Source organism: Pimelobacter simplex (assembly GCF_900114845.1).
Classification (GTDB): domain Bacteria; phylum Actinomycetota; class Actinomycetes; order Propionibacteriales; family Nocardioidaceae; genus Nocardioides; species Nocardioides simplex.
Genome location: NZ_FOUK01000003.1, coordinates 425718 through 450122 on the forward strand (window position 1 = coordinate 425718; position 24405 = coordinate 450122).

22 protein-coding genes are annotated in these 24405 nt (G+C 70.8%); 1 reads left to right on the plus strand and 21 read right to left on the minus strand.

Annotated features, from left to right (window positions below; translation table 11 throughout):
• Window positions 1–54: 54 nt before the first annotated feature.
• From BM223_RS14760 to BM223_RS14795, 8 genes are all read right to left on the minus strand, one after another.
• Window positions 55–1281 carry an ABC transporter ATP-binding protein gene (locus BM223_RS14760; RefSeq protein WP_075018628.1) on the minus strand — a complete coding sequence of 409 codons (1227 nt, stop codon included), beginning with the start codon at window positions 1279–1281 and terminating at the stop codon, window positions 55–57.
• Window positions 1281–2372, minus strand: a complete 1092-nt coding sequence (locus tag BM223_RS14765) for an ABC transporter ATP-binding protein (protein ID WP_038679327.1) — start codon at window positions 2370–2372, stop codon at window positions 1281–1283. Before BM223_RS14765 ends, BM223_RS14760 begins: the two co-directional genes overlap by 1 nt.
• Before the next feature lie 13 nt (window positions 2373–2385).
• Complete coding sequence (locus BM223_RS14770; protein ID WP_038679329.1) at window positions 2386–3402, minus strand: ABC transporter permease; 1017 nt, start codon at window positions 3400–3402, stop codon at window positions 2386–2388.
• Between the two features lie 96 nt (window positions 3403–3498).
• Window positions 3499–5238, minus strand: coding sequence for an ABC transporter substrate-binding protein (locus tag BM223_RS14775; RefSeq protein ID WP_075018629.1), 1740 nt, complete (start codon window positions 5236–5238; stop codon window positions 3499–3501).
• Window positions 5239–5330: 92 nt separating this feature from the next.
• On the minus strand, window positions 5331–6356 hold the full coding sequence (locus BM223_RS14780) for an ABC transporter permease (protein WP_075018651.1): 1026 nt from the start codon (window positions 6354–6356) through the stop codon (window positions 5331–5333).
• 151 nt (window positions 6357–6507) lie between these two features.
• On the minus strand, window positions 6508–8274 hold the full coding sequence (aspS, locus tag BM223_RS14785) for an aspartate--tRNA ligase (protein WP_038679332.1): 1767 nt from the start codon (window positions 8272–8274) through the stop codon (window positions 6508–6510).
• On the minus strand, window positions 8271–9647 hold the full coding sequence (hisS, locus tag BM223_RS14790; RefSeq protein WP_038684508.1) for a histidine--tRNA ligase: 1377 nt from the start codon (window positions 9645–9647) through the stop codon (window positions 8271–8273). The genes aspS and hisS overlap by 4 nt, the downstream gene beginning before the upstream one ends.
• 8 nt (window positions 9648–9655) lie before the next feature.
• Window positions 9656–10393 (minus strand): MBL fold metallo-hydrolase, encoded by a 738-nt coding sequence (locus BM223_RS14795; protein WP_052138699.1) that lies wholly within the window; start codon window positions 10391–10393, stop codon window positions 9656–9658.
• 46 nt (window positions 10394–10439) lie between these two features.
• Between BM223_RS14795 and BM223_RS14800 the strand changes: the two genes are divergently transcribed.
• Window positions 10440–11678, plus strand: coding sequence for a DUF349 domain-containing protein (locus BM223_RS14800; protein ID WP_038679334.1), 1239 nt, complete (start codon window positions 10440–10442; stop codon window positions 11676–11678).
• A gap of 270 nt (window positions 11679–11948) precedes the next feature.
• Here BM223_RS14800 and BM223_RS14805 read toward each other — a convergent pair whose 3' ends face one another.
• The 13 genes from BM223_RS14805 to BM223_RS14865 all read right to left on the minus strand — a co-directional run bounded on the left by BM223_RS14805 (window position 11949) and on the right by BM223_RS14865 (window position 24391).
• Window positions 11949–14270, minus strand: a complete 2322-nt coding sequence (locus BM223_RS14805) for a RelA/SpoT family protein (RefSeq protein WP_038679336.1) — start codon at window positions 14268–14270, stop codon at window positions 11949–11951.
• 16 nt (window positions 14271–14286) lie between these two features.
• Window positions 14287–14844 (minus strand): adenine phosphoribosyltransferase, encoded by a 558-nt coding sequence (locus tag BM223_RS28400; RefSeq protein WP_235318909.1) that lies wholly within the window; start codon window positions 14842–14844, stop codon window positions 14287–14289.
• Window positions 14845–14848: 4 nt separating this feature from the next.
• On the minus strand, window positions 14849–16138 hold the full coding sequence (gene secF, locus BM223_RS14815) for a protein translocase subunit SecF (RefSeq protein WP_038679338.1): 1290 nt from the start codon (window positions 16136–16138) through the stop codon (window positions 14849–14851).
• Window positions 16138–17904 (minus strand): protein translocase subunit SecD, encoded by a 1767-nt coding sequence (gene secD, locus BM223_RS14820; RefSeq protein ID WP_038679341.1) that lies wholly within the window; start codon window positions 17902–17904, stop codon window positions 16138–16140. The genes secF and secD overlap by 1 nt, the downstream gene beginning before the upstream one ends.
• A 2-nt stretch (window positions 17905–17906) precedes the next feature.
• Complete coding sequence (gene yajC, locus BM223_RS14825) at window positions 17907–18248, minus strand: preprotein translocase subunit YajC (protein WP_038679342.1); 342 nt, start codon at window positions 18246–18248, stop codon at window positions 17907–17909.
• 152 nt (window positions 18249–18400) lie between these two features.
• On the minus strand, window positions 18401–19480 hold the full coding sequence (gene ruvB, locus BM223_RS14830; RefSeq protein WP_038679344.1) for a Holliday junction branch migration DNA helicase RuvB: 1080 nt from the start codon (window positions 19478–19480) through the stop codon (window positions 18401–18403).
• Between the two features lie 11 nt (window positions 19481–19491).
• Window positions 19492–20088, minus strand: coding sequence for a Holliday junction branch migration protein RuvA (ruvA, locus tag BM223_RS14835; protein ID WP_038679346.1), 597 nt, complete (start codon window positions 20086–20088; stop codon window positions 19492–19494).
• Window positions 20085–20630 carry a crossover junction endodeoxyribonuclease RuvC gene (gene ruvC / locus BM223_RS14840; RefSeq protein ID WP_038679349.1) on the minus strand — a complete coding sequence of 182 codons (546 nt, stop codon included), beginning with the start codon at window positions 20628–20630 and terminating at the stop codon, window positions 20085–20087. The genes ruvA and ruvC overlap by 4 nt, the downstream gene beginning before the upstream one ends.
• A 93-nt stretch (window positions 20631–20723) precedes the next feature.
• Entirely contained in the window at window positions 20724–21491 is a 768-nt protein-coding gene (locus tag BM223_RS14845) for a YebC/PmpR family DNA-binding transcriptional regulator (RefSeq protein ID WP_038679352.1), read from the minus strand.
• 53 nt (window positions 21492–21544) lie between these two features.
• The gene (pdxT, locus tag BM223_RS14850) at window positions 21545–22141 is read right to left on the minus strand and encodes a pyridoxal 5'-phosphate synthase glutaminase subunit PdxT (protein ID WP_038679354.1); all 597 of its coding nucleotides are present in this window, start codon (window positions 22139–22141) and stop codon (window positions 21545–21547) included.
• A 30-nt stretch (window positions 22142–22171) separates the two neighbouring features.
• Window positions 22172–23128: a signal peptidase I gene (locus BM223_RS14855; protein WP_075018630.1), complete on the minus strand. Its 957-nt coding sequence runs from the start codon at window positions 23126–23128 to the stop codon at window positions 22172–22174.
• Window positions 23125–23730: a hypothetical protein gene (locus BM223_RS14860; RefSeq protein ID WP_038679356.1), complete on the minus strand. Its 606-nt coding sequence runs from the start codon at window positions 23728–23730 to the stop codon at window positions 23125–23127. The genes BM223_RS14855 and BM223_RS14860 overlap by 4 nt, the downstream gene beginning before the upstream one ends.
• Window positions 23723–24391: an LPXTG cell wall anchor domain-containing protein gene (locus BM223_RS14865; protein WP_038679359.1), complete on the minus strand. Its 669-nt coding sequence runs from the start codon at window positions 24389–24391 to the stop codon at window positions 23723–23725. The genes BM223_RS14860 and BM223_RS14865 overlap by 8 nt, the downstream gene beginning before the upstream one ends.
• Between the last annotated feature and the right edge of the window lie 14 nt (window positions 24392–24405).

Below are 24405 nucleotides of genomic sequence, written 5' to 3' on the forward strand. Positions count from 1 at the left end.
AGGACGTGCCGCCGACGTCCGAGGACGCGGGCGGCACGCCGCAGAGCGGCTCGCTCAGGCGCGGCCGATCGACTTGTTGTCGAGGTCGAACCAGGTGTCGGCGTACCCGGGCTGCTCGACCAGGTCGGTGCTCGGGCTGGCGCCCGGGTCCGGCCGGCCCTCGGCGTCGACGCCGAGCAGACCGGTGGTGAACGGCTCGCGGGGAGCCTCACCCAGGCGACCCGGGAAGTGGCACGCCACCTTGTGCTGGCGGCCGATCTGGAGCAGCGGCGGCTCGTGCCGGGCGCAGATCTCCTGGGCGATCGGGCAGCGGGTGCGGAACCGGCAGCCGGACGGCGGCTCGATCGGGCTGGGCACGTCGCCCTGCAGCCGGATGCGCTCGATCCGGCCACCCGTGGCGGCCTGCTTGACGTCGGGGACGGCCGAGAGCAGCGCCTGGGTGTAGGGGTGGTGAGCGTTGTTGTAGATCGACTCGCGGTCGCCGATCTCGACGATCTTGCCGAGGTACATGACGGCGATCTCGGGGCAGAAGTGCCGGACGATCGCGAGGTCGTGGGCGATGAACAGGAACGCGACGCCGAACTCGTTCTGGATGTCCTGGAGCAGGTTGATGACCTGGGCCTGGATGGACACGTCGAGCGCCGAGACCGGCTCGTCGGCGACGAGCAGCTTGGGCTGCAGCGTGAGCGCGCGGGCGATGCCGATGCGCTGGCGCTGGCCGCCGGAGAACTCGTGCGGGTAGCGGTTGTAGTGCTCCGGGTTGAGCCCGACGATCTCGAGCAGCTCCTGGACCCGCGGGAGGATCTTGTTCTTCGGCAGCACCTTGTGGATCGCCAGGGGCGCACCGACGATCGAGCCGACCGTCTGCCGCGGGTTCAGCGACGTGTAGGGGTCCTGGAAGATCATCTGGATCTCGCGGCGCAGCGGCTTGAGCTCGGACGCCCCCGCCTGCGCGATGTCCTTGCCCCCGAACCGGATCGCGCCGGCCGTGGGCTTGTAGAGCCGGGTGATCAGCCGGCCGGTGGTCGACTTGCCGCAGCCCGACTCGCCCACGAGGCCGAGCGAGGTGGCCTCGGCGACCTGGAAGGAGACGCCGTCGACGGCCTGGACCTGGCCGACCGTACGGCGGAACACGCCGGGCGCCTTGACCGGGAAGTACATCCGCAGCTGGTCGACCTCGAGGATCGGCTTGGCGTCGGCCCGGGCCACCGCGGCACCGTGGCCGGACGGCTGCGGCGCCGGGACGTCCTCGGGGTCCTGGTTGATGGTCTCGTTCGTCATCACAGCTCCTCGGCGAGGTCCGGTGCGATCACCGGGAGCACCTCGGCCGCGTAGATCGCGTCGGCGTTGGGCAGGTGGCAGCGCTTCGTGTGCATCTCGCCGCGCTGGCCCGGGACGAGCATCGGCAGCTGGGTGCGGCACAGGTCGCCGGGCACCTTGTCGCGGTGCGGGCACCGCGGGTGGAAGGCGCAGCCGGACGGCGGGTTGAGCAGGCTCGGCGGGTTGCCGGGGATCGGGATCAGCCGCGCGTCCGTGTCGCCGGTCAGGTCCGGCACGCTCGAGAGCAGGCCCCACGTGTAGGGCATCTCGGGGTGCGTGAGGATCTCCTTGCACGGGCCGTACTCGACGGCGCGCCCGGCGTACATCACGAGGACGTCGTCAGCCATCTCGGCCACGACCCCCAGGTCGTGGGTGATGATGATGACCGCCGAGTTGAACTCCCGCTGCAGGTCCTGGAGCAGGTCGAGGATCTGCGCCTGGACCGTCACGTCGAGCGCGGTGGTCGGCTCGTCGGCGATGAGCAGGTTGGGGTCGTTGATCAGCCCCATCGCGATCATGGCGCGCTGGCGCATGCCGCCGGAGTACTGGTGCGGGTAGTCGTTGACCCGCTTGTCCGGGTTGGGGATGCCGACCCGGTCGAGCATCTCGATCGCGCGCTGCTTGGCGATCTTGCGGGACACGTCGTGGTGCACCCGGTACGCCTCGGCGATCTGGTTGCCGACCGTGTAGTACGGGTGCATCGCCGACAGCGGGTCCTGGAAGATCATCGAGACCTCGCGGCCCCGCTTCTTGCGCATCTCCTCGGCCGAGATGTCGAGGAGGTTCACGCCGTCGAGGACGATCTCGCCCTCGATCTTCGCGTTGGTGCCGCGGTGCAGGCCCATGATCGCCATGCTCGAGACCGACTTGCCGGAGCCGGACTCGCCGACGATGCCGAGCGTCTTGCCCCGCTCGACGTCGAAGGTCAGGCCGTTGACGGCCTTGACGACGCCGTCCTGGGTCGGGAAGTGGACCTGCAGGTCGCGGACCGCGAGCAGCGGCGCGGACGACGTGGCCGTCGTGGCCGAGGTGGACGGGGAGGTGGTGGACATTCGGTTGTTCCTCTCAGCCCAGCCGCACGCGCGGGTCGATGACGGCGTACAACAGGTCCACGACGATGTTGGCGATGATGACGAAGGCGGCCAGCAGGACGACCAGGCCGACGGTGGTCGGCAGGTCGAAGTCCTGGCTGGCGCGCACCGCCAGCTTGCCCATGCCCGGGTAGTTGAAGACCGATTCGGTGATGATCGCGCCACCCATCAGGCCGGCGAAGTCGAGGCCCGCCATGGTCACGATCGGGGTGAGCGCGGCACGCAGTGCGTGCTTGAAGGTCACGGTGCGCTCCGGCAGGCCCTTGGACCGGGCCGTGCGCACGTAGTCCTCCTGGAACGACTCGATGACGTAGGAGCGCGTCATCCGGACGTAGGCCGCCATGAAGAACACCGCGAGGGTGATCGCCGGCAGCGTCAGGCTCGACAGCCAGCCGCCGACCCCGCCCTCGGCGATCGATGTGTAGCGGGGGATCTCGGTGAGACCCCACTTGATGGCGACGAACTTGTAGAGAACGAGGCCGACGAAGAACGTCGGGAAGGCGTAGACGATCAGCGAGAGGCCGACCAGGCCGCGGTCGATGACCGTGCCCTTCTTCAGGGCTGCGATGACGCCGAGCAGGACGCCACCGGTGATCCAGAGGATGAAGGCGGCGACCGCCAGGGAGAACGACACCGGGAAGGTGTCCTTGATCAGGTTGGTGACCGTGTCACCACGCTCGCGGGAGTAGCCGAGGCAGGGCGCGTCGCAGTGGACGATCGTCTCCGGCGCCGTCTCGCGCAGCTGGGGGTCGTCGGGGTAGTCGCGCCCCTGGACGACACCCTTCGCGAACTTCCACCACTGCTCCGCGAACGGGTCGTCGTAACCCATGGCGGCGGAGGTCTGCTTCTTCTGGGCGGCCGAGCAGTTCTTGCCGCAGATGAACGACGCCTCGTCGATCGGGGAGGCGAAGAACAGGGCGAAGGTGACGATGCTCATCACGATGAGCATGATCACGCCGGCGAAGAGCCGGCGGATGACGTACGCGAGCACAGCGGACCTCGGTCTGAGAGGAGTCGAGCAGTGGGCACCGACAGTCGGGGGCCGCCCTGGGGGCGACCCCCGACTGTCATCGTGAGAAGCGGAGAATCAGCTCTGCACGCCGAGCACGGCGAGGTCGGCGTAGCCGTTCACCGAGATGTTGTTGGCGTAGCCGGTGATCTTCCCTCCGTGGACGAAGTTGAAGATCGTGATCTCCAGCGGGATGTAGGCGACATCCTCACCCAGCTTGGCGTCGACCGCGGACCACTTGTCAGCGGCGGCGTCGAGGTCGGGCTCGGCGTAGGCGTCGTCGATCATCTGGTTGACCTCGGGGCCACCCTTGTAGTTGCCGTAGTCGTTGCCGTTCGAGTCACCGGTCAGGTTGATCCGGCTGTCGAAGAGCGGCGGGATGACGGTGCCGGCGGACGACCAGTCAGCACCCCAACCACCCCAGGTGACGTCGAAGTCGGCGTCCGGCTTCTGGATCACGGAGTAGTAGGTGTCCTCCAGCGGGTCGAGCTCGGTCTGGAAACCGGCCTTGTCCCAGCCGGCCTTCAGCGCGGAGGCCTGCTTGTCGGAGGTGGGGGTGCCACCCGAGTAGGTGAACTTGATCTTCACCGGCTTCGGGGCCGAGCACTTGTCGAGCGCAGCCTTGGCAGCGTCCGGGTCACCGGACTCGCCCATGGCCTCGAAGGCCGGGTTGGACTTGTAGCCGGGGACGCTCGGGTTGATGACCGAGTCGGCGGACTTGAAGTACTGGTCGCCACCGCCGGCCTTGATCCAGGCGGCGCGGTCGGTCGCGAGCTTCAGGGCCTCGCGGCAGTTGGCGTCCTTGAACACCGGCGAGTTGAAGTTCGGCAGCACGTAGTCGACGGACGGCGACTCGACCTGCGTGTAGCGGTCGCCCGCCTCGTCCTTGCGGCTGAACAGAGCCGGCGGGAGACGACGCTCGGTCACGGAGTACTGCGCGTCACCGGAGTCGGCGAGCAGCTGCTCGTAGATCGCCTCGTCGGTGTCACCCTCGCGGAAGTCCCAGGTGTCCGGGTAGGCCTTGCGGATGGGGTCCGTGTTCTCGTCCCAGTTCTCGTTGCGGACGAACTTGCCGCCGGTGCCCTCCTTCCAGGCGCCGTCGAGCTTGTAGGGACCGTTCGAGATGATCGCGAAGTTGTTCGCGTCACCCTTGTCGAGGTCCTCGCGGTACGGGTCCATGTACCGCAGCTGCGCGATCGACAGCGGGAAGTCCGGCCACGCCTTCTTGAAGCGGTACGTGATCGTCTTGCCGTCACACGTGACGGCCTTGTCGAACAGGTCCTGGCCCTTCTTGTTGTAGGGGCCCTTGTACTCCGGGAGGCCGTCGCTGCCCGACGGGATGTCCAGGTAGGTGAACAGGTAGTTCGCGGGACCACCGATGATCACGTCGGTCGCGAAGTTGCGCGAGGCGCCGTACTTGAAGTCCTCGCAGGAGATCTCCTTGCCGTCCTCCCACTTCACGCCGTCGCGGACGGTGAAGCTCCACGACTTGCCACCGTCGTTGGTGGTGCCGGTGTCGGTCGCGAGGTCGGCGATCGGCGTGGTGCCCTCGACCTTGTCGTTGGACGCCGGCAGCGCCACGAGGCTGCGGTAGAACAGCCGGCCCGAGTTGTTGAGGTCGCGGCCGAAGTACATGCGCTGGGGGTCCCAGTGCTCGACGTTCCGGACGCCGACGAGGAAGATCGCGTTGCCGCCCTTCTCCGCCTTGCCCCCGCTGCTTCCGCTGTTGTTGCCGTCGTCACTACCACCACCGCACGCGGCGAGTGTTGCCGCGAGCGCCGTGGCGGCCACTGCAGCCAATGGCTTCTTGAAGGCCATCCAACTATCTCCTTTTCAGTGAGTGACGCCGGCCCGGCCGGCGCCGCAGTGCTCCGGGTCCCGTGATGTCGGCGGAGCACCGGGTCTTTTTGTTATCGGTGCGACTTGGGGTCGAGCGCGTCGCGGGCGCCGTCACCGACGAGGTTGAACACCACGACGATCAGGGCGAGCAGGGCGCCGGGCAGGAAGAAGTACATCGGGTCGGCGCTGGTGTAGCTGACCGAGTCACCGAGGATGTTGCCCAGCGTGGGGGTCGGCGGCTTGATGCCGACGCCGAGGAAGTTGAACGCGGCCTCGGCCGAGATGTAGGCCGGCACGAGCAGCGTCACGTAGACCAGGACGGGCGCCCACACGTTGGGCAGCACCTCCTTGAAGTACAGCCGCCGCCGCGACGCACCGAGCAGGCGCGCCGCCTCGATGAACTCGCGCTCGCGGATCGAGAGCACCTGGCCACGCACGACACGTGCGACGGGCGGCCAGCCGAAGATCGCGAGGATGAGGATGACGTAGAACCCGTTGGACAGGTCGGCGCTCTCGAAGAAGCTGAGCGGCGCGAAGTCCGCGATCTGGGTGCGGAACATCAGCACCACCGGACCGGACAGCGCCAGCAGCATCAGGGTCTGCGGGAAGGACAGCGTCAGGTCGATGATCCGGCCGATGACGGCGTCGACGAAGCCACCGGAGAAGCCGGCGACGATGCCGAGCACCGAGCCGATGATGACGGTCAGGATCGTGCCGCTGATCGCGATCGTCAGCGACGACGTGATCGCCAGCATCAGCCGGGCGAGCAGGTCGCGCCCGGAGGCCGGGTCGACACCGAACGGGTGGTCCCAGCTGATGCCGCCGAAGCGGCCGGCCGGCGCGACGCCGTCGTCCGACAGCAGCTCCTGGTGGAACTCGTTGGGGTGCAGCACGCCCGTCGCCACGAGGATCGGCGCCGCGATCGCGCACAGGACGATGAACACGGTCACCGTGAACGAGATCATCGACAGCTTGTCGGCCCGGAACCGGGCGATGGCCAGCTGGGTCGGGGACCGGCCGGCCACCGAGACGACCGAGTCGTCCTCGACCGGGGCGTCAGTCTCGTGGATCTCCAGTTCGGAGCCCGGGATCGTCATCTTCACCTCGTCGCCGTGCGTCACGGATGCGACGCGGGCCACTCTGGCCGCGCGCCGTCCGTGACACTAGGCGCACCAGGTGCGTCAAGGCGATACCGACGCGGTAACGGTTTGGTCTCGACGACCGGCAAACCGTCCGGTGAGGATGCCCTCAGGCCTTCGTTTCGTCCTCCGGACGGGCGTCCACACCGGCTTCCTTCCGCTGCTCGGCGCTGATCGGCGCCGGCGCTGCGGTCAGCGGGTCGTAGCCGCCGCCGGTCTTGGGGAAGGCGATGACGTCGCGGATCGAGTCCGTGCCGGCGAGCAGCGCGGTGACCCGGTCCCAGCCGAAGGCGATGCCGCCGTGCGGCGGCGCGCCGTACTTGAAGGCCTCGAGGAGGAAGCCGAACTTCTCGTCGGCCTCCTCGGGGGTGATGCCCATGACCTCGAAGACGCGCTTCTGGATGTCCTCGCGGTGGATACGGACGGAGCCGCCGCCGATCTCGTTGCCGTTGCAGACGATGTCGTAGGCCCAGGCCAGGGCGTTGCCCGGGTCCTGGTCGAAGGTCTCGAGGTCCTGCGGGCTGGTGAAGGCGTGGTGGACGGCGGTCCACACTCCCCCGCCGACGGCGACGTCGCCGGCCGCGGTGGCCTCGTCGGCCGGCTCGAAGAGCGGCGCGTCGACGACCCACAGGAAGCTCCAGGCGTCCTCGTCGAGCAGGCCGGTACGACGGCCGATCTCGAGGCGCGCGGCGCCCAGGAGGGCCCGGCTGCTCTTGACCGCGCCGGCGGCGAAGAAGACGCAGTCGCCCGGCTTGGCGCCCACGTGGGCGGCGAGACCGGCCTTCTCGTCGTCGGAGAGGTTCTTGGCGACCGGGCCGCCGAGCTCGCCGTCCTCCTGGACCAGCACGTAGGCGAGGCCGCGCGCGCCGCGCTGCTTGGCCCACTCCTGCCAGGCGTCGAGCTGCTTGCGGGGCTGGCTCGCGCCGCCGGGCATGACCACCGCGCCGACGTACGGCGCCTGGAAGACGCGGAACGGCGTCTCCTTGAAGTAGTCGGTGCACTCGACGAGCTCGAGGCCCATGCGCAGGTCGGGCTTGTCGGAGCCGTAGCGGGCCATCGCCTCGGCGTAGGTCATCCGCTGCAGCGGCAGCGGGACGTCGACGCCGATCAGCTTCCACAGCGCGGCGACGATCTCCTCGCCCAGGGCGATCACGTCGTCCTGGGTCACGAAGCTCATCTCGATGTCGAGCTGGGTGAACTCGGGCTGACGGTCGGAGCGGAAGTCCTCGTCGCGGTAGCAGCGCGCGATCTGGTAGTAGCGCTCCAGACCACCGACCATGAGCAGCTGCTTGAACAGCTGGGGGCTCTGCGGCAGGGCGTACCAGCTGCCGGGCGCCAGGCGCGCGGGCACCAGGAAGTCGCGCGCGCCCTCGGGCGTGCTGCGGGTCAGCGTGGGGGTCTCGACCTCGACGAAGTCGTGACCGGCCAGGACGTCGCGCGCGGCCTTGTTGACCTGGCTGCGCAGCCGGATGGCCTGGGCCGGGCCGCTGCGGCGCAGGTCGAGGTAGCGGTGCTTGAGGCGCACCTCCTCGCCGACGTCGACGTGGTCGCTGATCGGGAAGGGCAGCGGCGCCGCGGCGCTCAGCACCTCGACCTCGCTGGCGACGACCTCGATGGCCCCGGTCGGCAGGTTGGGGTTCTCGCGGCCCTCACCGCGGGCGGTCACCTCGCCGGTGACCTTGAGGCAGAACTCCGAGCGCAGGCTGTGCGCGACGGCTTCGTCGCGGATGACGACCTGGACGACGCCGCTGGCCTCGCGCAGGTCGATGAAGGCCACACCGCCGTGATCGCGCCGGTTGGCCACCCACCCGGCGAGGGTGACGTTCTGGCCGACGTGCTCGGCGCGCAGGGCGCCGGCGTCTTGGGTGCGGATCACGAGGATTCCCCTTCAGAGGTGGAGGTGGAGGTGGTGGTGACGACGACCTGCGGTCGCAGGTCCTGGGTAGGAGGCTGCCAGGTGGCGGGGTCGGCCGCGACCTGGTTCCCGCTGCGGATGTCCTTGACCTCGCCGGCCCCCTCGGCGTCCGGGAACCAGACGTAGGGGATGCCGCGGCGCTCGGCGTGGCGGATCTGCTTGCCGAACTTCGCCGCGCTGGGCGCGACCTCGCACGGGATGCCGCGGGCGCGCAGGGCGGTCGCGACGGCGTCGGCCTCGGCGCGGGTCTCCTCGGCGGTGACCGCGACGACGACGACGCTGGGCACCGAGCGGTCGGCCGTCAGCACGCCGCGCTGGACGAGCGGGACGAGCAGCCGGCTCAGGCCGAGCGAGATGCCCACGCCGGGGTACGTCGTCCGGCCGTCGGAGGCGAGGGCGTCGTAGCGGCCGCCGGAGCAGATCGAGCCGAGCGACGCGAAGCCGTCGAGACGGGTCTCGAAGACGGTGCCGGTGTAGTAGTCGAGACCGCGGGCGATCGACAGGTCGGCCTCGATCCGCGTGCGCTCGGTGACGAGCGGCGCGCAGGCGCGCACGAGCGTGGCGAGCTCGTCGAGGCCCTCGTCGAGCAGCTCGCTCGACACGCCGAGCGCGCGGACCTGCTCGACGAACGAGTCGTCGGTGGTGCGGATCGTCGCCAGCGCGAGCGCCTTGTCGGCCTGCTCCTCGGTGACGCCGGCCTCGGTGAGCAGCAGCTCGCGGACCTTGGCCGGGTCGAGCTTGTCGAGCTTGTCGACCAGGCGCATGACCTCGTCGATCCCGTGCTCGTCGAGGCCCAGGCCGGCGTAGAAGCCCTGGATCAGCTTGCGGTTGTTGACCTGCAGCCGGAAGCCGGGCAGGAAGTCGAGCCTGGAGAGCGCCTCGAGCATGACCCGGGCGACCTCGACGTCGTGGTGGAAGGGCAGCGTGTCGCGCCCGACGATGTCGATGTCGGCCTGGGTGAACTCGCGGAAGCGGCCCTCCTGGGGCCGCTCGCCGCGCCAGACCTTCTGGATCTGGTAGCGGCGGAAGGGGAACTCGAGCTTGCCGGCGTTCTCGAGCACGTAGCGCGCGAACGGGACGGTCAGGTCGAAGTGGAGGCCGATCCCCCGGTCCTTGCCGCCGTCCTCCTCCTGCAGGCGGCGCAGGACGTAGACCTCCTTGGAGGTGTCGCCCTTGCGCAGCAGCTGGTCCATCGGCTCGACGGCGCGGGTCTCGACGTTGCCGAACCCGTGCAGCTCGAAGGTGCGCGCGAGGGTGGCGATCACCTCCTGCTCCACGAAGCGCTGGGCAGGCAGGAACTCGGGGAATCCGCTGAGCGGAGTGGGCTTGGCCATGCGGGTCGTCACAGTCCTCGGGTGACTCGTCCGGCGGTCTCGCCGCCGGTGTCGATCAGGTCGAGCAGGAAGGGGTTGGTCGCGCGCTCGCGGCCGATGGACGTCTGCTCGCCGTGCCCGGGCAGGACGACGACGTCGTCGGCCAGGGGCAGCACCTTGGCGCTGAGCGAGCGGAGCATCGCGGCATGGTCGCCGCCGGGGAGGTCGGTCCGGCCGATCGAGCCCTGGAAGAGCAGGTCGCCGGAGAACATCACCTCGGAGATGTCTGGTCCGCCGCTGGTCGAGCCTGTGGAGGCCCACGGCGTCCGGAAGGTGACCGAGCCGGCGGTGTGTCCCGGCGTGTGGTCGACCACGAACGTCAGGCCGGCGAGCTCGAGCGCCGCGCCGTCGGCGAGCTCCGCGACGTCGTCCGGCTCGGTGAACTCGTAGTCGCCGCCGAGCAGCATGCTCGCCGACTCCGCCGAGATGCCGGCCATCGGGTCGGTGAGCAGGTGCCGGTCACCGGGATGGATCCACGCGGTGGCGTCGTACGCGCCGGCGACGGGCGTCACCGACCACATGTGGTCGATGTGACCGTGGGTCAGCAGCACGGCGACGGGCTTCAGCTTGTGCTCGCGGACCACCTCGGCGACACCCGCCGCGGCGTCCTTGCCGGGGTCGATCACGACGCACTCGGCGCCCGGTGCCGTGGCCGCGACATAGCAATTGGTGCCCCATGGTCCGGCGGGGAAAGCGGCGATCAGCACCGGCCCAGCCTATCGACTGGGTCGGCTTTGATTAGCATGGGCCACTGTGACTACCTCCGACTGGGGCCGCGTCGGCGACGACGGCACCGTCTACGTGAAGACGACCGACGGCGAACGGGCGGTCGGGCAGATGCCTGACGCGACGCCCGAGGAGGCTCTTGCCTTCTACACCAAGCGGTACGACAACCTCGCTCTCGAGGTGGACCTGCTCCACCAGAGGGTGCTGACCGGAGTGCTCTCCCCCGAGGAAGCGCAGTCATCGGTCAAGGTCGTCCGCGAGCAGCTCGCCGACATCCACGCGGTCGGCGACCTCGCCGCCCTCGGGCGCAAGCTCGACGAGCTCGGCCCGGTGATCGCCACGCAGCGGGATGCGCGCAAGGCCGCCAAGGCCCAGCGCGTCGCCGACGCCCGGGCGGAGAAGGAGCGGCTGGCCGCCGAGGCCGAGAAGATCGCCGGCGGTCGCGACTGGCGCAACGGCGCCAACCGGCTGCGCGAGCTGCTCGAGGAGTGGAAGCAGCTCCCCCGCATCGACAAGGCCGCCGACGACGAGCTGTGGAAGCGGTTCTCGTCGGCGCGCTCGTCGTACACGAAGGCGCGCAAGGCGCACTTCGCCGAGCAGGACGAGAAGCGCGAGGGCGCGCGGATCGTGAAGGAGCGCCTGGTCACCGAGGCCGAGGCGCTGGCCGACTCCACCGACTGGGGTCCCACCTCGGGCCGCTACCGCGACCTGATGCGCGACTGGAAGGCCGCCGGCCCCGCGCCCAAGGCCGTCGACGACGAGCTCTGGCGCCGCTTCCGCGGCGCCCAGGACACCTTCTTCGGCAACCGCGACGCCGCCAACGCCGCCCTCGACTCGGAGTTCGCTGCGAACGCCGAGGTCAAGGAGGCCCTCCTGGTCGAGGCCGAGGCGATCCTGCCCGAGCTCCAGGCCTCCGGCGACCTCGCCGCCGCCAAGGCCGCCTTCCGCGTCGTCGCCGACAAGTGGGACGAGGCCGGCAAGGTCCCGCGCGACCGGATCAAGGACCTCGAGGGCCGGATGCGCGCCGTCGAGAGCACGATCCGCAAGGCCGAGGACGACCAGTGGAAGCGCAGCGACCCCGAGAAGTCCGCCCGCGCCGACGACATGGTCTCCAAGCTCGAGGCCGCCATCGCCGAGGCCGAGGCCAAGCTCGAGGCCGCCCGCGCGCGCGGCGACGAGAAGAAGGCCCGCGAGCTCGAGGAGAACCTCGAGGGCCGCCGGTCCTTCCTCGAGATGGCCAAGAAGGCCTCCGCCGAGTTCGGCTGAGCCAGCACCGCCCGGGCCCGGGCCCGGCCCCGGAATCGGGAGTCGTGTGCCTGAGACGCGTTCTCAGGCACACGACCCCGCACAAGCGCGCGGCGAGGCCGAGGTGGCGGCCGCGTAGCGGCGGCGCGGACGAGGTCCGTGCCGGCTGAGCGGCCGCCACCGCAACCCAGCTCACCCGACGGGCCCACCCACCCCGAAACACGAGCACCAGGTCGCACCTCGCACCCGCAACCCACGAACTTCGGCGGGCCGGACGACCCGCCCGCCTGCCTACTGGGTGACGCGGTAGGCGTCGAACACGCCCGGGACCGTCCGCACCGCCTTGAGCACCGTGTCGAGGTGCTTGGCGTCGGCCATCTCGAAGGTGAACCGGGACTTCGCCGTCCGGTCGCGTGAGGTGGTCAGGTTGGCCGACAGGATGTTCACGTGGGCGTCGGAGAGCGCCATGGTGATGTCGGAGAGCAGGCGGGAGCGGTCGAGCGCCTCGACCTGGATGTTGACCAGGAAGGTCGACTGGCCGGTCGGCGCCCACTCGACGTCGACCAGCTTCTCGGGCTGGGCCAGGAGGCCGGCCGCGTTGGTGCAGTCCTTGCGGTGCACCGAGACGCCGCCGCCCTTGGTGACGAAGCCCAGGATCGCGTCGGGCGGCACTGGCGTGCAGCACTTGGCGAGCTTGACCCAGACGTCGGGCGAGCCGGTCACGATGACGCCGGCGTCCCCGCTCGTGGGACGGGTCGGGCGGCCGCGGCGGCCGGTGATGGTGACGGCCTCGGCGAGGTCCTCCTGGGCCCCCTGGTCGCCGCCGTGCAGCTCGATGACCTTGCGGACGACGGTCTGCGCCCCGAGGTTGCCCTCGCCGACGGCGGCGTAGAGCGCGGTGACGTCGGTGAGCCGGAAGGCGGTGGCCACCAGCGTGAGCGAGTCGTGGGAGAGCAGCCGCTTGAGGGGCAGGCCCTCCTTGCGCATCAGCTTGCCGATCTCGTCCTTGCCGCGCTCGATCGCCTCTTCGCGCCGCTCCTTGGTGAACCACTGGCGGATCTTGGAGCGGGCGCGCGGCGACTTCACGAAGTTGAGCCAGTCGCGCGAGGGACCCGCGCCCTCGGCCTTGGAGGTGAAGACCTCGACCACGTCGCCGTTCTCGAGCGTCGACTCGAGCGGGACGAGGCGGCCGTTGACCCGGGCGCCGATGGTGCGGTTGCCGACCTCGGTGTGGACGGCGTACGCGAAGTCGACCGGGGTCGAGCCCGAGGGCAGCGCGATGACGTCGCCGCGCGGCGTGAAGACGTAGGTCTCGGCCTGGTTGATCTCGAAGCGCAGCGACTCGAGGAACTCGCCCGGGTCCTCGACCTCGCTCTGCCAGTCGAGGAGCTGGCGCACCCAGCTCATGTCGTCGAGGTCGCCGGGCCGGTCGGTGTCGTTGCCGGCGCGGCCGTCCTCCTTGTACTTCCAGTGCGCCGCGACGCCGTACTCGGCGCGACGGTGCATGGCGAAGGTCCGGATCTGCATCTCGACGGGCTTGCCCTGCGGGCCGATCACCGTGGTGTGCAGCGACTGGTACATGTTGAACTTCGGCATCGCGACGTAGTCCTTGAACCGGCCCAGGACCGGGTTCCAGCGCGAGTGCAGCACGCCGAGGACGCCGTAGCAGTCGCGGTCCTCCTCGACGAGGATGCGGATGCCGACCAGGTCGTAGATGTCGGAGAAGTCGCGGCCGCCGACGATCATCTTCTGGTAGATCGAGTAGTAGTGCTTCGGGCGTCCGGTGACGGTCGCCTTGATCTTGGCCTCGCGCAGGTCCTTCTCGACCTGGCTGATGACCTCGGCCAGGAACGAGTCGCGCGAGGGCGCCCGCTCGGCGACGAGACGGACGATCTCGTCGTAGATCTTGGGGTGCAGGGTCGCGAACGCGAGGTCCTCGAGCTCCCACTTGATCGTGTTCATGCCCAGCCGGTGGGCCAGCGGCGCGTAGATGTCGAGGGTCTCGCGGGCCTTGCGCTCCTGGGTCGACTGCTTCACGAAGCGCAGCGTGCGCATGTTGTGGAGCCGGTCGGCGAGCTTGATGACCAGGACCCGGATGTCGCGCGACATCGCCACGATCATCTTGCGGATGGTCTCGGCGTTGGCCGAGTCGCCGTAGACGACCTTGTCGAGCTTGGTCACGCCGTCGACGAGCAGCGCGACCTCGTCGCCGAACTCGCGACGACACTCCTCGAGCGTGTAGGGCGTGTCCTCGACCGTGTCGTGCAGCAGCGCGGCGACCAGCGTGGGCTCGGTCATCCCGATGCCCGCGAGGATCGTGGTCACCGCGAGCGGGTGGGTGATGTAGGGGTCGCCGCTCTTGCGCTTCTGCTCGGCGTGGAGCCGCTCGGCCGTGACGTAGGCGCGCTCGATCAGCGCCAGGTCGGCCTTGGGGTGGTTGGCGCGGACCGCGCGGAACAGCGGCTCGAGGACCGGGTTGGAGACCTGACCGCGGCTGCCCATCCGGGCCAGGCGAGCGCGGACGCTTCGCCCGGCGGGAGGCTCGGAGCTGACCGGGGCAGGGGCACCGGGCGCCCGCTGGGGGACGCGGGGTGTGATGCGCTCCTCGGTCATCTCCCCATTCTATGGGTCAGGTCGTGGTCAGCGCCGTCACCGGTACGTCGGTGAGCTGCTCACGCCCGGACAGGAAGCCCAGCTCCAGCAGCACCGCGAACGCCACCGGCTCCGCGCCGCAGCGCCGGACCAGCTCGCAGGTGGCCCGGGCGGTGCCGCCGGTGGCGAGCACGTCGTCGATGACGAGCACCCGCTCCCCCGGCGCGAACGCGTCCTGGTGCAGCTCGAGCACGGCCTCGCCGTACTCGAGCGCGTAGGCGACCTGGTGGGTGTCGTGGGGCAGCTTGCCGGCCTTGCGGACCGGCACGAAGCCGACACCCAGCGCGACGGCCACGGGGGCGGCGAGGATGAACCCGCGCGCCTCCATGCCGACCACCTTGTCGACGGCGGGGCGGCCCGCGTCGTCCCGGCCGAGGTCCGCGAGCGCCGCGACGACCGCCGCGAAGCCCGGGCCGTCGGCCAGGAGCGGCGCGATGTCCTTGAACAGCACGCCCGGCTCCGGGAAGTCGGGGACGTCCCGGACCAGCCGGGTCAGCGCGTCGACCGCGCGGTCCCGGATCTCCTGATCGGCCACCCGGCTACTTCTTGCCGCGCTTGGAGCGCGCCTGGCGCACCGGCTGCTTGCGTCCCGAGCTGCCGCTGTCGCTGACCGGCCGCGCGGCGTTGGGCACGTTGCGGCCCTTGCCGAGCGGGTCGGTCGACGACACGGTGCCCGCACCGGACCCGCCGCCGCCACGCCGGGGAGTCTCCTCCTCGGCGTACAGCTCGTCGTCGTCCTCGTCGAGGAGCTCGTCGGGGACCTCGAGGTCCGCGCCGCGCCGGCCCACGACCGGACCCTCGTCGACCGCGGCCGGGACCGACGCATAGCGGTCGGCGAGCGCCCGCTGCTTGGCCTTGGCCCGGCGCGCCTGGATCTGGACGTCGGTCTCCTGCATCTTGAGCTGCACGAGCACGCGCGGCGCCAGCATGACCGAGGAGTAGACACCGACGCCCATGCCGACGAACTGCGCGAGCGCGAGGTCCTGCAGCGAGCTGGCACCCAGCTGGACCGCGCTGACGTAGAGGATCGCGCCGATCGGGATCAGCGCCACGATCGAGGTGTTGATCGAGCGGACCAGCGTCTGGTTGACCGCGAGGTTGGCCGCGTCGGCGTAGGTCTGCGTGTTCTTGCGCAGGTGGCCGGTGTTCTCCTTGACCTTGTCGAAGACGACCACGGTGTCGTACAGCGAGAAGCCGAGGATCGCGAGCAGACCGGTGACCGCGGCCGGCGTGACCTGGAAGCCCGACAGCGCGTAGACGCCGACGGTCAGCATCACGTCGTGGATCAGCGCGATGAGCGCCGCCACCGACATCCGCCACTCGCGGAAGTAGGCCCAGATGAACAGCACGACCAGGACCAGGAAGATCAGGACGCCGGTCGCAGCGCGCTTGGCGACCTCCTGGCCCCAGCTGGGGCCGATCTCCTGGATCGAGATCTTGCTCTGGGTGACGTCCGGGAAGACCTCCTGGATCACCTTGCTGATCTCGTCGCGCTGCGCCTGGTTGAGGTTCTCGACCTGCGCGGTGAGCGAGGAGTTGCCCTCCGTCGTGACGATCGGGTTGGCGGCCGGCTCGATGCCGGACTTCGAGATCTCCTCACGGAGGTCGTCGGCGTTCTTCTGCGTCGCGTTGCCGTTGCCGACCTCGATCGACAGCGAGGAGCCGCCGGTGAACTCGACGCCCATGTTGAGCGGCTTGACGAAGAGGACGAGCACGGAGAGCGCGACCACGACGCCGGAGACGGCGTACCAGAGCCACGGCTTGCCGACGAAGTCGATCGACTTGCGCCCCTGGTACAGGTCGTTGCCGAGGCGGGACATCTTGCCCATCAGGCGTCCCCTCCCGCAGCGGCGGTGCGTCGCGGCGTGGGCACATCCATGCCGAGGGTCTCCTTGCTCAGGCCGGACAGCTTGTGACCGGAGTTGAACGCCTTGAACTGCGCGAGCCAGGACACCATCGGCTTGGTGAACCAGAACAGCACCGCGAGGTCGATCAGCGTGGTCAGGCCCAGCGCGAAGCCGAAGCCCTTCACCGCGCCGGTGGCGAAGATGTAGAGGACCACCGCCGAGAGGATCTGCACCGTGTTGGCCGCGACCCGGGTGACCCGGGCCCGCGCCCAGCCGGTCTCGACGGCGACCCGCATCGACTTGCCCTCACGCATCTCGTCCCGGATGCGTTCGAAGAAGATGACGAAGGAGTCGGCGGTGACACCTACCGCGATGATGAGTCCGGCGATGCCGGGCAGGGTCAGCGTGAAGCCGGCGGTCTTGCTCAGCAGCAGGACGAGCGCGTACGTGATGCCCGCCGCCACGAAGAGCGAGCTGACCACCACCAGGCCGAGGCCGCGGTAGTAGAAGAGGCAGTAGAGCATGACCAGCGCGAGACCGATCGCGCCGGCGGTGATGCCCGCCTTGAGCTGGTTGCCGGCGAGCGAGGGCCCGATCTCCTCGACCGAGGTGTTCTTGTCGCTGAACTTGATCGGCAGCGCACCGAACTTGAGGCTGTTGGCCAGGTCGAGGGCGCTCTGCTCGGTGAAGTTGCCGGTGATGCTCGAGCGTCCGTCGATGATGACCGCCGTCATCCGGGGCGCGGAGATGACCACCCCGTCGAGAACGATCGCGAACTGGTTCTCGGAGCCGTTGAAGGCTCGGGAGACGGCCTCGAAGTCGTCGGACGCGCCGGTGGTGCCCTTCGGGAAGGCACGGTTCTTGCTGTTGCCCATCGCGATCTGCACCTCCCAGTTGACACCGTTCGCGGGGGTGCCGGCGGAGGCGTTGTCGAGCTCGGTGCCCTCGATGACCGAAGCGCTCAACAGGTACTTGATGACCACGCCCTCTTCGGGCTTCGAGCAGGCGACGAGCGGCTTCGCCGGCTCGTCAGGCAGGTCGGCCGCCTTGCCCTGGGCATCGACGAGGACGCCCTTGGGGTCGCAGGCGTACTGGTTGAACTCGGCGATCGCGGCCTGGTCGGGCTGGTTGATCCACGCGAGCGCCGTCTTGACGCTCGTCGCCTTCGCGACGTCGTCGGCCGGCTGCTCGGCGCCCGGGGTACCGCTGGCGGTGTCGGTCGGCGTGCCGGTCGGCGTGCCGCTCGGCGTCCCGGAGGCGCTGTCCGACGGGGCCGGCGTCTCGTCGTCGGCGGCCAGGTCGAGCGGGGCCCGGCCGAGGCCGGCGGTCGGGTCGGGCGCGGCGCAGGGGCCGGGCGACTGGTCGGAGCAGGCGACCAGGCGGAAGCGCAGCTGCGCCTGGCGCCGCACGGTCTCCTCGAGCTGGTCGCGGTCGGCCGTCTTGCCGGGGACCTCGACGACGATGTTCCGGCCGCCCTGGGTCGCGACGGAGGCCTCGGCGACACCGGAGCCGTTGACGCGCTGGTCGATGATCCGGCGGGCCTCGTCGAGGTTCTCCTTCGACGTGCTGCCGTCGGCGGAGAGCGTGATCCGGACGCCGCCCTGGAGGTCGAGGCCCAGCGCGGGCTTCCACGCGGTCTCCCCCTTGTCGACGTGCGCCTGCGAGAGCGCCGTCAGGCCGTAGAGGATGGCGACCCCGATGAAGAAGACGACCAGGTGGCGTCCCGGGTGCGAACGGCGAGACGCCATGCTCAGCGCTCCTCGTTGTTGTCGTTGTCGTGGGCGACGGTGTCGTCACCGTCGGTGGCGTCGGTGCCGGCCGGCGCCTCGTCCTCGGTACGGCGCACCGAGGCGACCGCGCCGCGGACCACGCGGGCGACCACGCCGGGCGCGATCTCGACCTCGAAGTGGTCGTCGGCCACGCCGACGATCGTGCCGAAGATGCCGGAGGTCAGCATGACGTCGTCACCGACGGCCAGGCGGCCCTGGAGTGCGACCGCCTCCTTGCGCTGACGGGAGGCCGGCCGGACGATGAGCAGCCAGAAGATGGCCGCGATCGCCACGATCGGCAGCAGGGACAGCGCGTCTTTCACGAGGAACCTTCGGGTGAGGGGGCATGGTGGGACACCGCTCCGCGCGGGAGCGGGCGGACCGCGGCAAAGTGTAGCCACGGACCCCCCAGCGCGGTGGATCGGCGGCAGGTTCGGTCACATTCGTGCCGCTGGCCGCCCGCTGTCGGGCCCGCTCACTCGTCGAACAGCGTGGCGGCGGCGTCGTCGAACGGCAGGGGCGGCGGAGTCAGCCCGAGGTGGGTCCACGCGGCGGGCGTGGCGATCCGGCCGCGCGGCGTCCGGGCGAGGAAGCCGTTGCGGACCAGGAACGGCTCGGCGACCTCCTCGACCGTCTCGCGCTCCTCGCCCACGGCGACGGCGAGCGTGGAGACGCCGACCGGTCCCCCACCGAAGCGGCGGCACAGCGCGTCGAGCACCGCGCGGTCGAGCCGGTCGAGGCCGAGCGCGTCGACCTCGTAGAGGTCGAGTGCCGCCTGGGCGACCCCGCGGGTGACGACGCCGTCGGCGCGCACCTGGGCGTAGTCGCGGACCCGGCGCAGCAGCCGGTTGGCGATCCGGGGGGTGCCGCGCGAGCGTCCGGCGATCTCGGACGATCCCTCGTCGGTGAGCTCGACGCCGAGCAGCCCGGCGGAGCGGTGCACGATCAGGTCGAGCTCGTGCGGCTCGTAGAACTCCAGGTGCGCGGTGAAGCCGAACCGGTCGCGCAGCGGCCCCGGCAGCAGGCCGGCCCGGGTGGTGGCGCCGACCAGCGTGAACGGCGGGATCTCGAGCGGGATCGCGGTCGCGCCCGGCCCCTTGCCGATGACGACGTCGACCCGGAAGTCCTCCATGGCGAGGTAGAGCATCTCCTCGGCCGGTCGCGACATCCGGTGGATCTCGTCGACGAAGAGCACCTCGCCCTCGTTGAGCCCCGACAGGATCGCGGCGAGGTCACCCGCGTGGGTGATCGCCGGGCCGCTGGTGACCCGCAGCGGCGCGCTCATCTCGTGGGAGATGATCATCGCGAGCGTGGTCTTGCCCAGGCCCGGCGGACCCGACAGCAGCACGTGGTCCGGGGCCCGGCCGCGCTGGCGCGCCGCCTCGAGCACGAGCCCGAGCTGGTCGCGCACCCGGCTCTGGCCCACGACCTCGTCGAGGCTCCGCGGACGCAGCGCCGCCTCGACGGCGCGCTCGTCGCCCTCGGCCTCGGCGGCGGTGAGCGAGCGGAGGTGGACCTCCTCGGCCTCGGCGAGCTCGTCCTCGTGGAAGGGCATGGCTCAGCCTCTCAGGCCTTGGAGAGGCTGCGCAGCGCGGCGCGCAGCAGCGCACCGACGTCGGGGGCGTCGCCCGCGTCGGGCGCGACGGCGTCGACCGCCTTCTCGGCGTCCTTGGCGTTGTAGCCCAGCCCCACCAGGCCCTGGTGGACCTGGTCGCGCCACGCGTCGGCGCTCGGCCGCGCACTGGCGACGGACCCGCCGGTGGGCGCGCCGATCCGGTCCTTGAGCTCGAGGATGATCCGCTGCGCGCCCTTCTGCCCGATGCCCGGGACCTTGGTGAGCGTCTTGACGTCGTCGCCCGCGATCGCCGTGCGGACGCCGTCGGGCGAGAGCACGGCGAGGATCGCCTGGGCCACCTTGGGCCCGACGCCGGACGCCGTCTGGACGAGCTCGAAGAGCACCTTCTCATCCTCGTCGGCGAAGCCGTAGAGGGTCAGCGAGTCCTCGCGCACGATCATGCTCGTGGGCAGCGTGGCCTGGGCGCCGGTGCGCAGCTGGGCGAGCGTGCCCGGCGTGCACATGAGCTCGAGGCCGACTCCCCCAACCTCGACCACCGCGCTGGTCAGGCTGAGAGCGGCCACCTGGCCGCGGACGAAGGCGATCATCGGGCTCCTCCAGGGATGCGGGAACGGGCCGGGCGGGCGGCCGCGACGGCGGCATCGATGCGCGCCTGCGTCCCCCCGCGCCAGATGTGGGTGATGGCGAGCGCGAGCGCGTCGGCGGCGTCGGCCGGCTTGGGCATCGCGTCGAGGCGCAGGATCCGGGTGACCATCATGCCGACCTGGTTCTTGTCGGCGCGGCCGTTGCCCGACACCGCGGCCTTGACCTCGCTCGGCGTGTGCAGCGCGACCGGCAGACCGCGCCGGGCCGCGCACACCATTGCGATGCCCGCCGCCTGGGCAGTGCCCATGATCGTGCTGACGTCGGAGCGCGCGAAGATCCGCTCGATGGCCACCGCGTCGGGCCGGTACTCGTCGAGCCGCGCGTCGATGCCCTTCTCGATGGAGACCAGCCGCTCGGGGACGGCGAGCTCGGACGAGGTCCGCACGACGCTCACGTCGACCAGCGTCAGCGGCCGCCCGATCGAGCCCTCGACCACGCCGAGGCCGCAGCGGGTGAGCCCCGGGTCGATCCCGAGCACGCGCACGTCGTCACCTTTCGTCCGAACAGATGTTCGGACACCGACAGTAGACGACGTCCACAGAAAATAGACGAGACACGCGGAGGACCGCGCGTCTCGTCAGTCCTCGATCTGCTCCAGCACCTCGTCCGGGATGTCCGCATTCGAGAAGACGTTCTGCACGTCGTCGAGGTCGTCCACCGCGTCGACCAGCTTGAACACCTTGCCCGCGGCGGCCGGGTCGGCGACCGGGATGTCCATCGAGGCGACGAACTGGACCTCGGCGGAGTCGTAGTCGATGCCGGCGGTCTGCAGGGCCGTGCGGACGGCGACGACGTCGCTGGCCTCGGCCTGGATCTCGAAGCTGTCGCCGTGGTCGTTGACCTCCTCGGCGCCCGCGTCGAGGGTGGCCTCGAGGACGTCGTCCTCGGAGATGTCCTTGCCGTCCTGGTCCTTGGCGACCACGACGACGCCCTTGCGGGTGAAGAGGCGCGAGACCGAGCCGGGGTCGGCCATGGTGCCGCCGTTGCGGGTGACGGCGGTGCGGACCTCCATCGCGGCGCGGTTGCGGTTGTCGGTGAGGCACTCGACGAGGAGCGCGACGCCCTGGGGGCCGTAGACCTCGTACATGATCGTCTCGTAGTCGACGCCGCCGCCCTCGAGGCCACCGCCGCGCTTGACCGCGGAGTCGATGTTCTTGTTGGGGACCGACTGCTTCTTGGCCTTCTGGATGGCGTCGTAGAGGGTCGGGTTGCCGGACGGGTCGGGTCCGCCCATCTTGGCCGCGATCTCGATGTTCTTGATCAGCTTCGCGAAGAGCTTGCCTCGCTTGGCGTCGATCGCGGCCTTCTTGTGCTTGGTGGTCGCCCACTTGGAGTGGCCAGACATCAGTCCCTCTTCTACGTCGACAGTCCACGGCTGCTCGAAACAGCCGATGCAGTCTATCCCTGCGCCCGAACCCCGGCGCTCGCCACCATCTCCACGAACAGCCGGTGCACCCGGCCGTCGCCGTCGACCTCGGGGTGGAAGGAGGTCGCCATCAGGTGCCCCTGGCGTACGGCGACCGGGTGGTCCTGCGCCCGGGCGAGCACCTCGACCGACGGCCCGGTCGCCTCGACCCACGGCGCGCGGATGAAGACGGCGTGCACCGGCGCGTCGAGCCCGGTGAAGGGCAGGTCGGCCTCGAACGAGTCGACCTGGCGGCCGAAGGCGTTGCGGCGCACGGTGACGTCGAGGCCGCCGATGGTCTCCTGGTCGGCGGTGCCGCCCTCGATCCGGTCGGCGAGCAGGATCATCCCGGCGCAGGTGCCGAAGGTGGGCATGCCGCCGGCGATCCGCTCGCGCAGCGGGTCGAGGAGCTCGAAGGTGCGGGCCAGCTTGGACATCGTCGTCGACTCGCCGCCGGGCAGCACGAGGCCGTCGCAGCGGGCGAGCTCGGTGGGGCGTCGCACCGGGAAGGCGTCGGCGCCGAGGGCGGTCAGGGTCTGCAGGTGTTCACGGACGTCGCCCTGGAGGGCGAAGACACCGATGGCGGGCACGCGCGAAGGCTACGGCAGGCGGTCGCGGCGTCAGGCAGAGGGACAGAGCTTGTTGCCGTTGCCGGCGCCCGGGCCGAAGTCGAAGCTGATGCGCGTGGACTCGACCTCGTTCACGCCGTTGACCGCGACCACCCACACCTGACCGTTCCGGCTGGTGAAGCCGGCCGAGGTCCAGGTCCGCAGCGTCTTGGCGACGTCGACGGGAGTGCCGGGCACGCCGAGGCCGTTGGAGCGGACGACGAACTTCGTGGTCGGGTCGGGGCTGTAGGTCCAGTCGAGCTTGATCTTCCAGTCGCCGTTCGTACCGACGACCGAGCAGGACAGCACGGGCGCGACCGGTGCCGGCGTCGTCGCGGAGACGGTCGCGGTGGCGGTCGCGGCGTCGGTCCAGGCCGCGGAGGTGAACGCCCACGGCACCTGGCCGGTCAGGCCGAGCCCGCCGCCGACCCCGAGGACGGCGACCGCGCCGGCCCCGACGAGGGCGTGCCGGCGCGGACCGGTCCGCGGCCCGTTCCGCGGACCGAACGCGAGCACGAGCAGGCCGATCACCAGGAGTCCCCCGGCGGCGAGACCGGCGGGGCTCGAGGCCGCCGCGAGGACGTAGCCCGCATAGGGGACGTCGAGCACGACCCGGTCGGCGCTGGTGACCTCGTAGGTCTGCGCGTCGACGACGTCGTTCGTGTCGCCCTTGAGGGTCAGCACGGCGCCGTCGCCGCGGGCGTCGACGCCGACGATGCGGTGGGTCACCCGGCTCCCCCGGGCGTCGCGGACGCTGACCACGTCGCCCACGGCCAGCTCGGACGCCGGCACCTCGTGCGCGATGCCGAGCGAGCCGACGCCGTATGCCGGGGTCATCGAGCCGGACGCGAAGACCAGCGGGGTGACGTTGAACAGCCACCCGCCGAGGACGGCGAGGAAGCACAGGGTGCCGAGGATCCCGCCGGTCCAGAGGGCGGCCTCGCGGCCGAGCCGCAGCGTCCTGCTCATGAGACCACCTGCGTCGCGGAGAAGGTGAAGGTGAGGGCGGCCGTGCTGCCGCCGGTCACGCCGGAGCCCGCCGGCAGGGTGACCTGGACGCACAGGTCGTCGTACGGCGCCGCCGACCACGAGCTGATCGTGCCGACGGTCGCCGAGTAGGTCCGCAGGTTCGCGCCGGCGCCGCCGACGAGCGTGCCGCCGGTGCAGGACGTCCCGCTCACCGAGCCGCCCTTGCGCACGGTCACCTGCAGCGCGTTGCCGAAGGTCGTGTTCGGCGCGGACGCCGCGAGGTCGTAGCTGAACCGCACCGCCCCGGTGCTGTTGTTGCGCACCCGGATCACCTTCGCCTGCGAGCCGCCGGCCGTGGAGAGGTTGCCGCCCAGGTCGGTCCACGCGTAGGTCTCCGGCTTGACCCGCTGGGCGCCCGCGAGGTCGATGTGGATGGCGCCCGCGGTCGCCTGGACCCCGGTGACCGTGGCCCCCGTGCTCCAGTACGCCGAGGTCCCCACCGCGCCGACGCCCAGCAGCAGGCCGGTGGCCAGCAGGGCCCGGGTCCGGCCCCGGCCGAACCAGCGGCGGGACGCGCGATGAGACGCGCGATGACTAGCCACGGTCGGCCCCCTCGTCGTCACGGTCACGGCGGCGGACGAGCGCCAGGCCGGCGCCCACCAGCCCGGCGGCGAGCCAGAGCAGTCCCGGCGCGACGGCCGAGCCGGTGGCCGGCAGGCCCTCGCTCTCGCCGCCGACCTCCCCGCCGTTGCCGTTGCCGTTGCCGCCGCCCTCGTCGACACCCCCGACCTCGCCGTCCTCGGACAGCTGCAGGTGCACGGAGAACGGCACGCTCTGGTCCTGGCGGGTCGAGTCCCAGTCGAAGGTGGCCCGGACGGTCACTGTCGTCTGCGCTCCCTCGGCGACCTTCAGGCGGGTCGCGGTCCGGGTGGTCCCGGCGGCGACGGGCTGCCAGGGTCCGGCACCGACCCGCGCCTCGATGGTGAGGTCGCCGGAGCCGAGGAGGCCGTCGGGATCGGCCGAGTCGACGTCCACGGTGAGCAGGCCCGCCGAGGGCCCGTCGTTGCGGACCCGGAAGGTCCGGCTCTCCGCATCGCCCGGCACGATCCGGAAGCCCGGCGCGAACAACGGCGCGCTGAGCTGCTCCGCCCAGGTGACGCCGTCGGTGCTCAGCCCGATCTCGTCGTCCGCGTGGGCGGGCGCGGCCGCGGTCGCCACGACCGCGACGGCGGTGGTGGCGAGGGCGGCGAGCCGGCGGAACATCCGGGGGTTCTCCT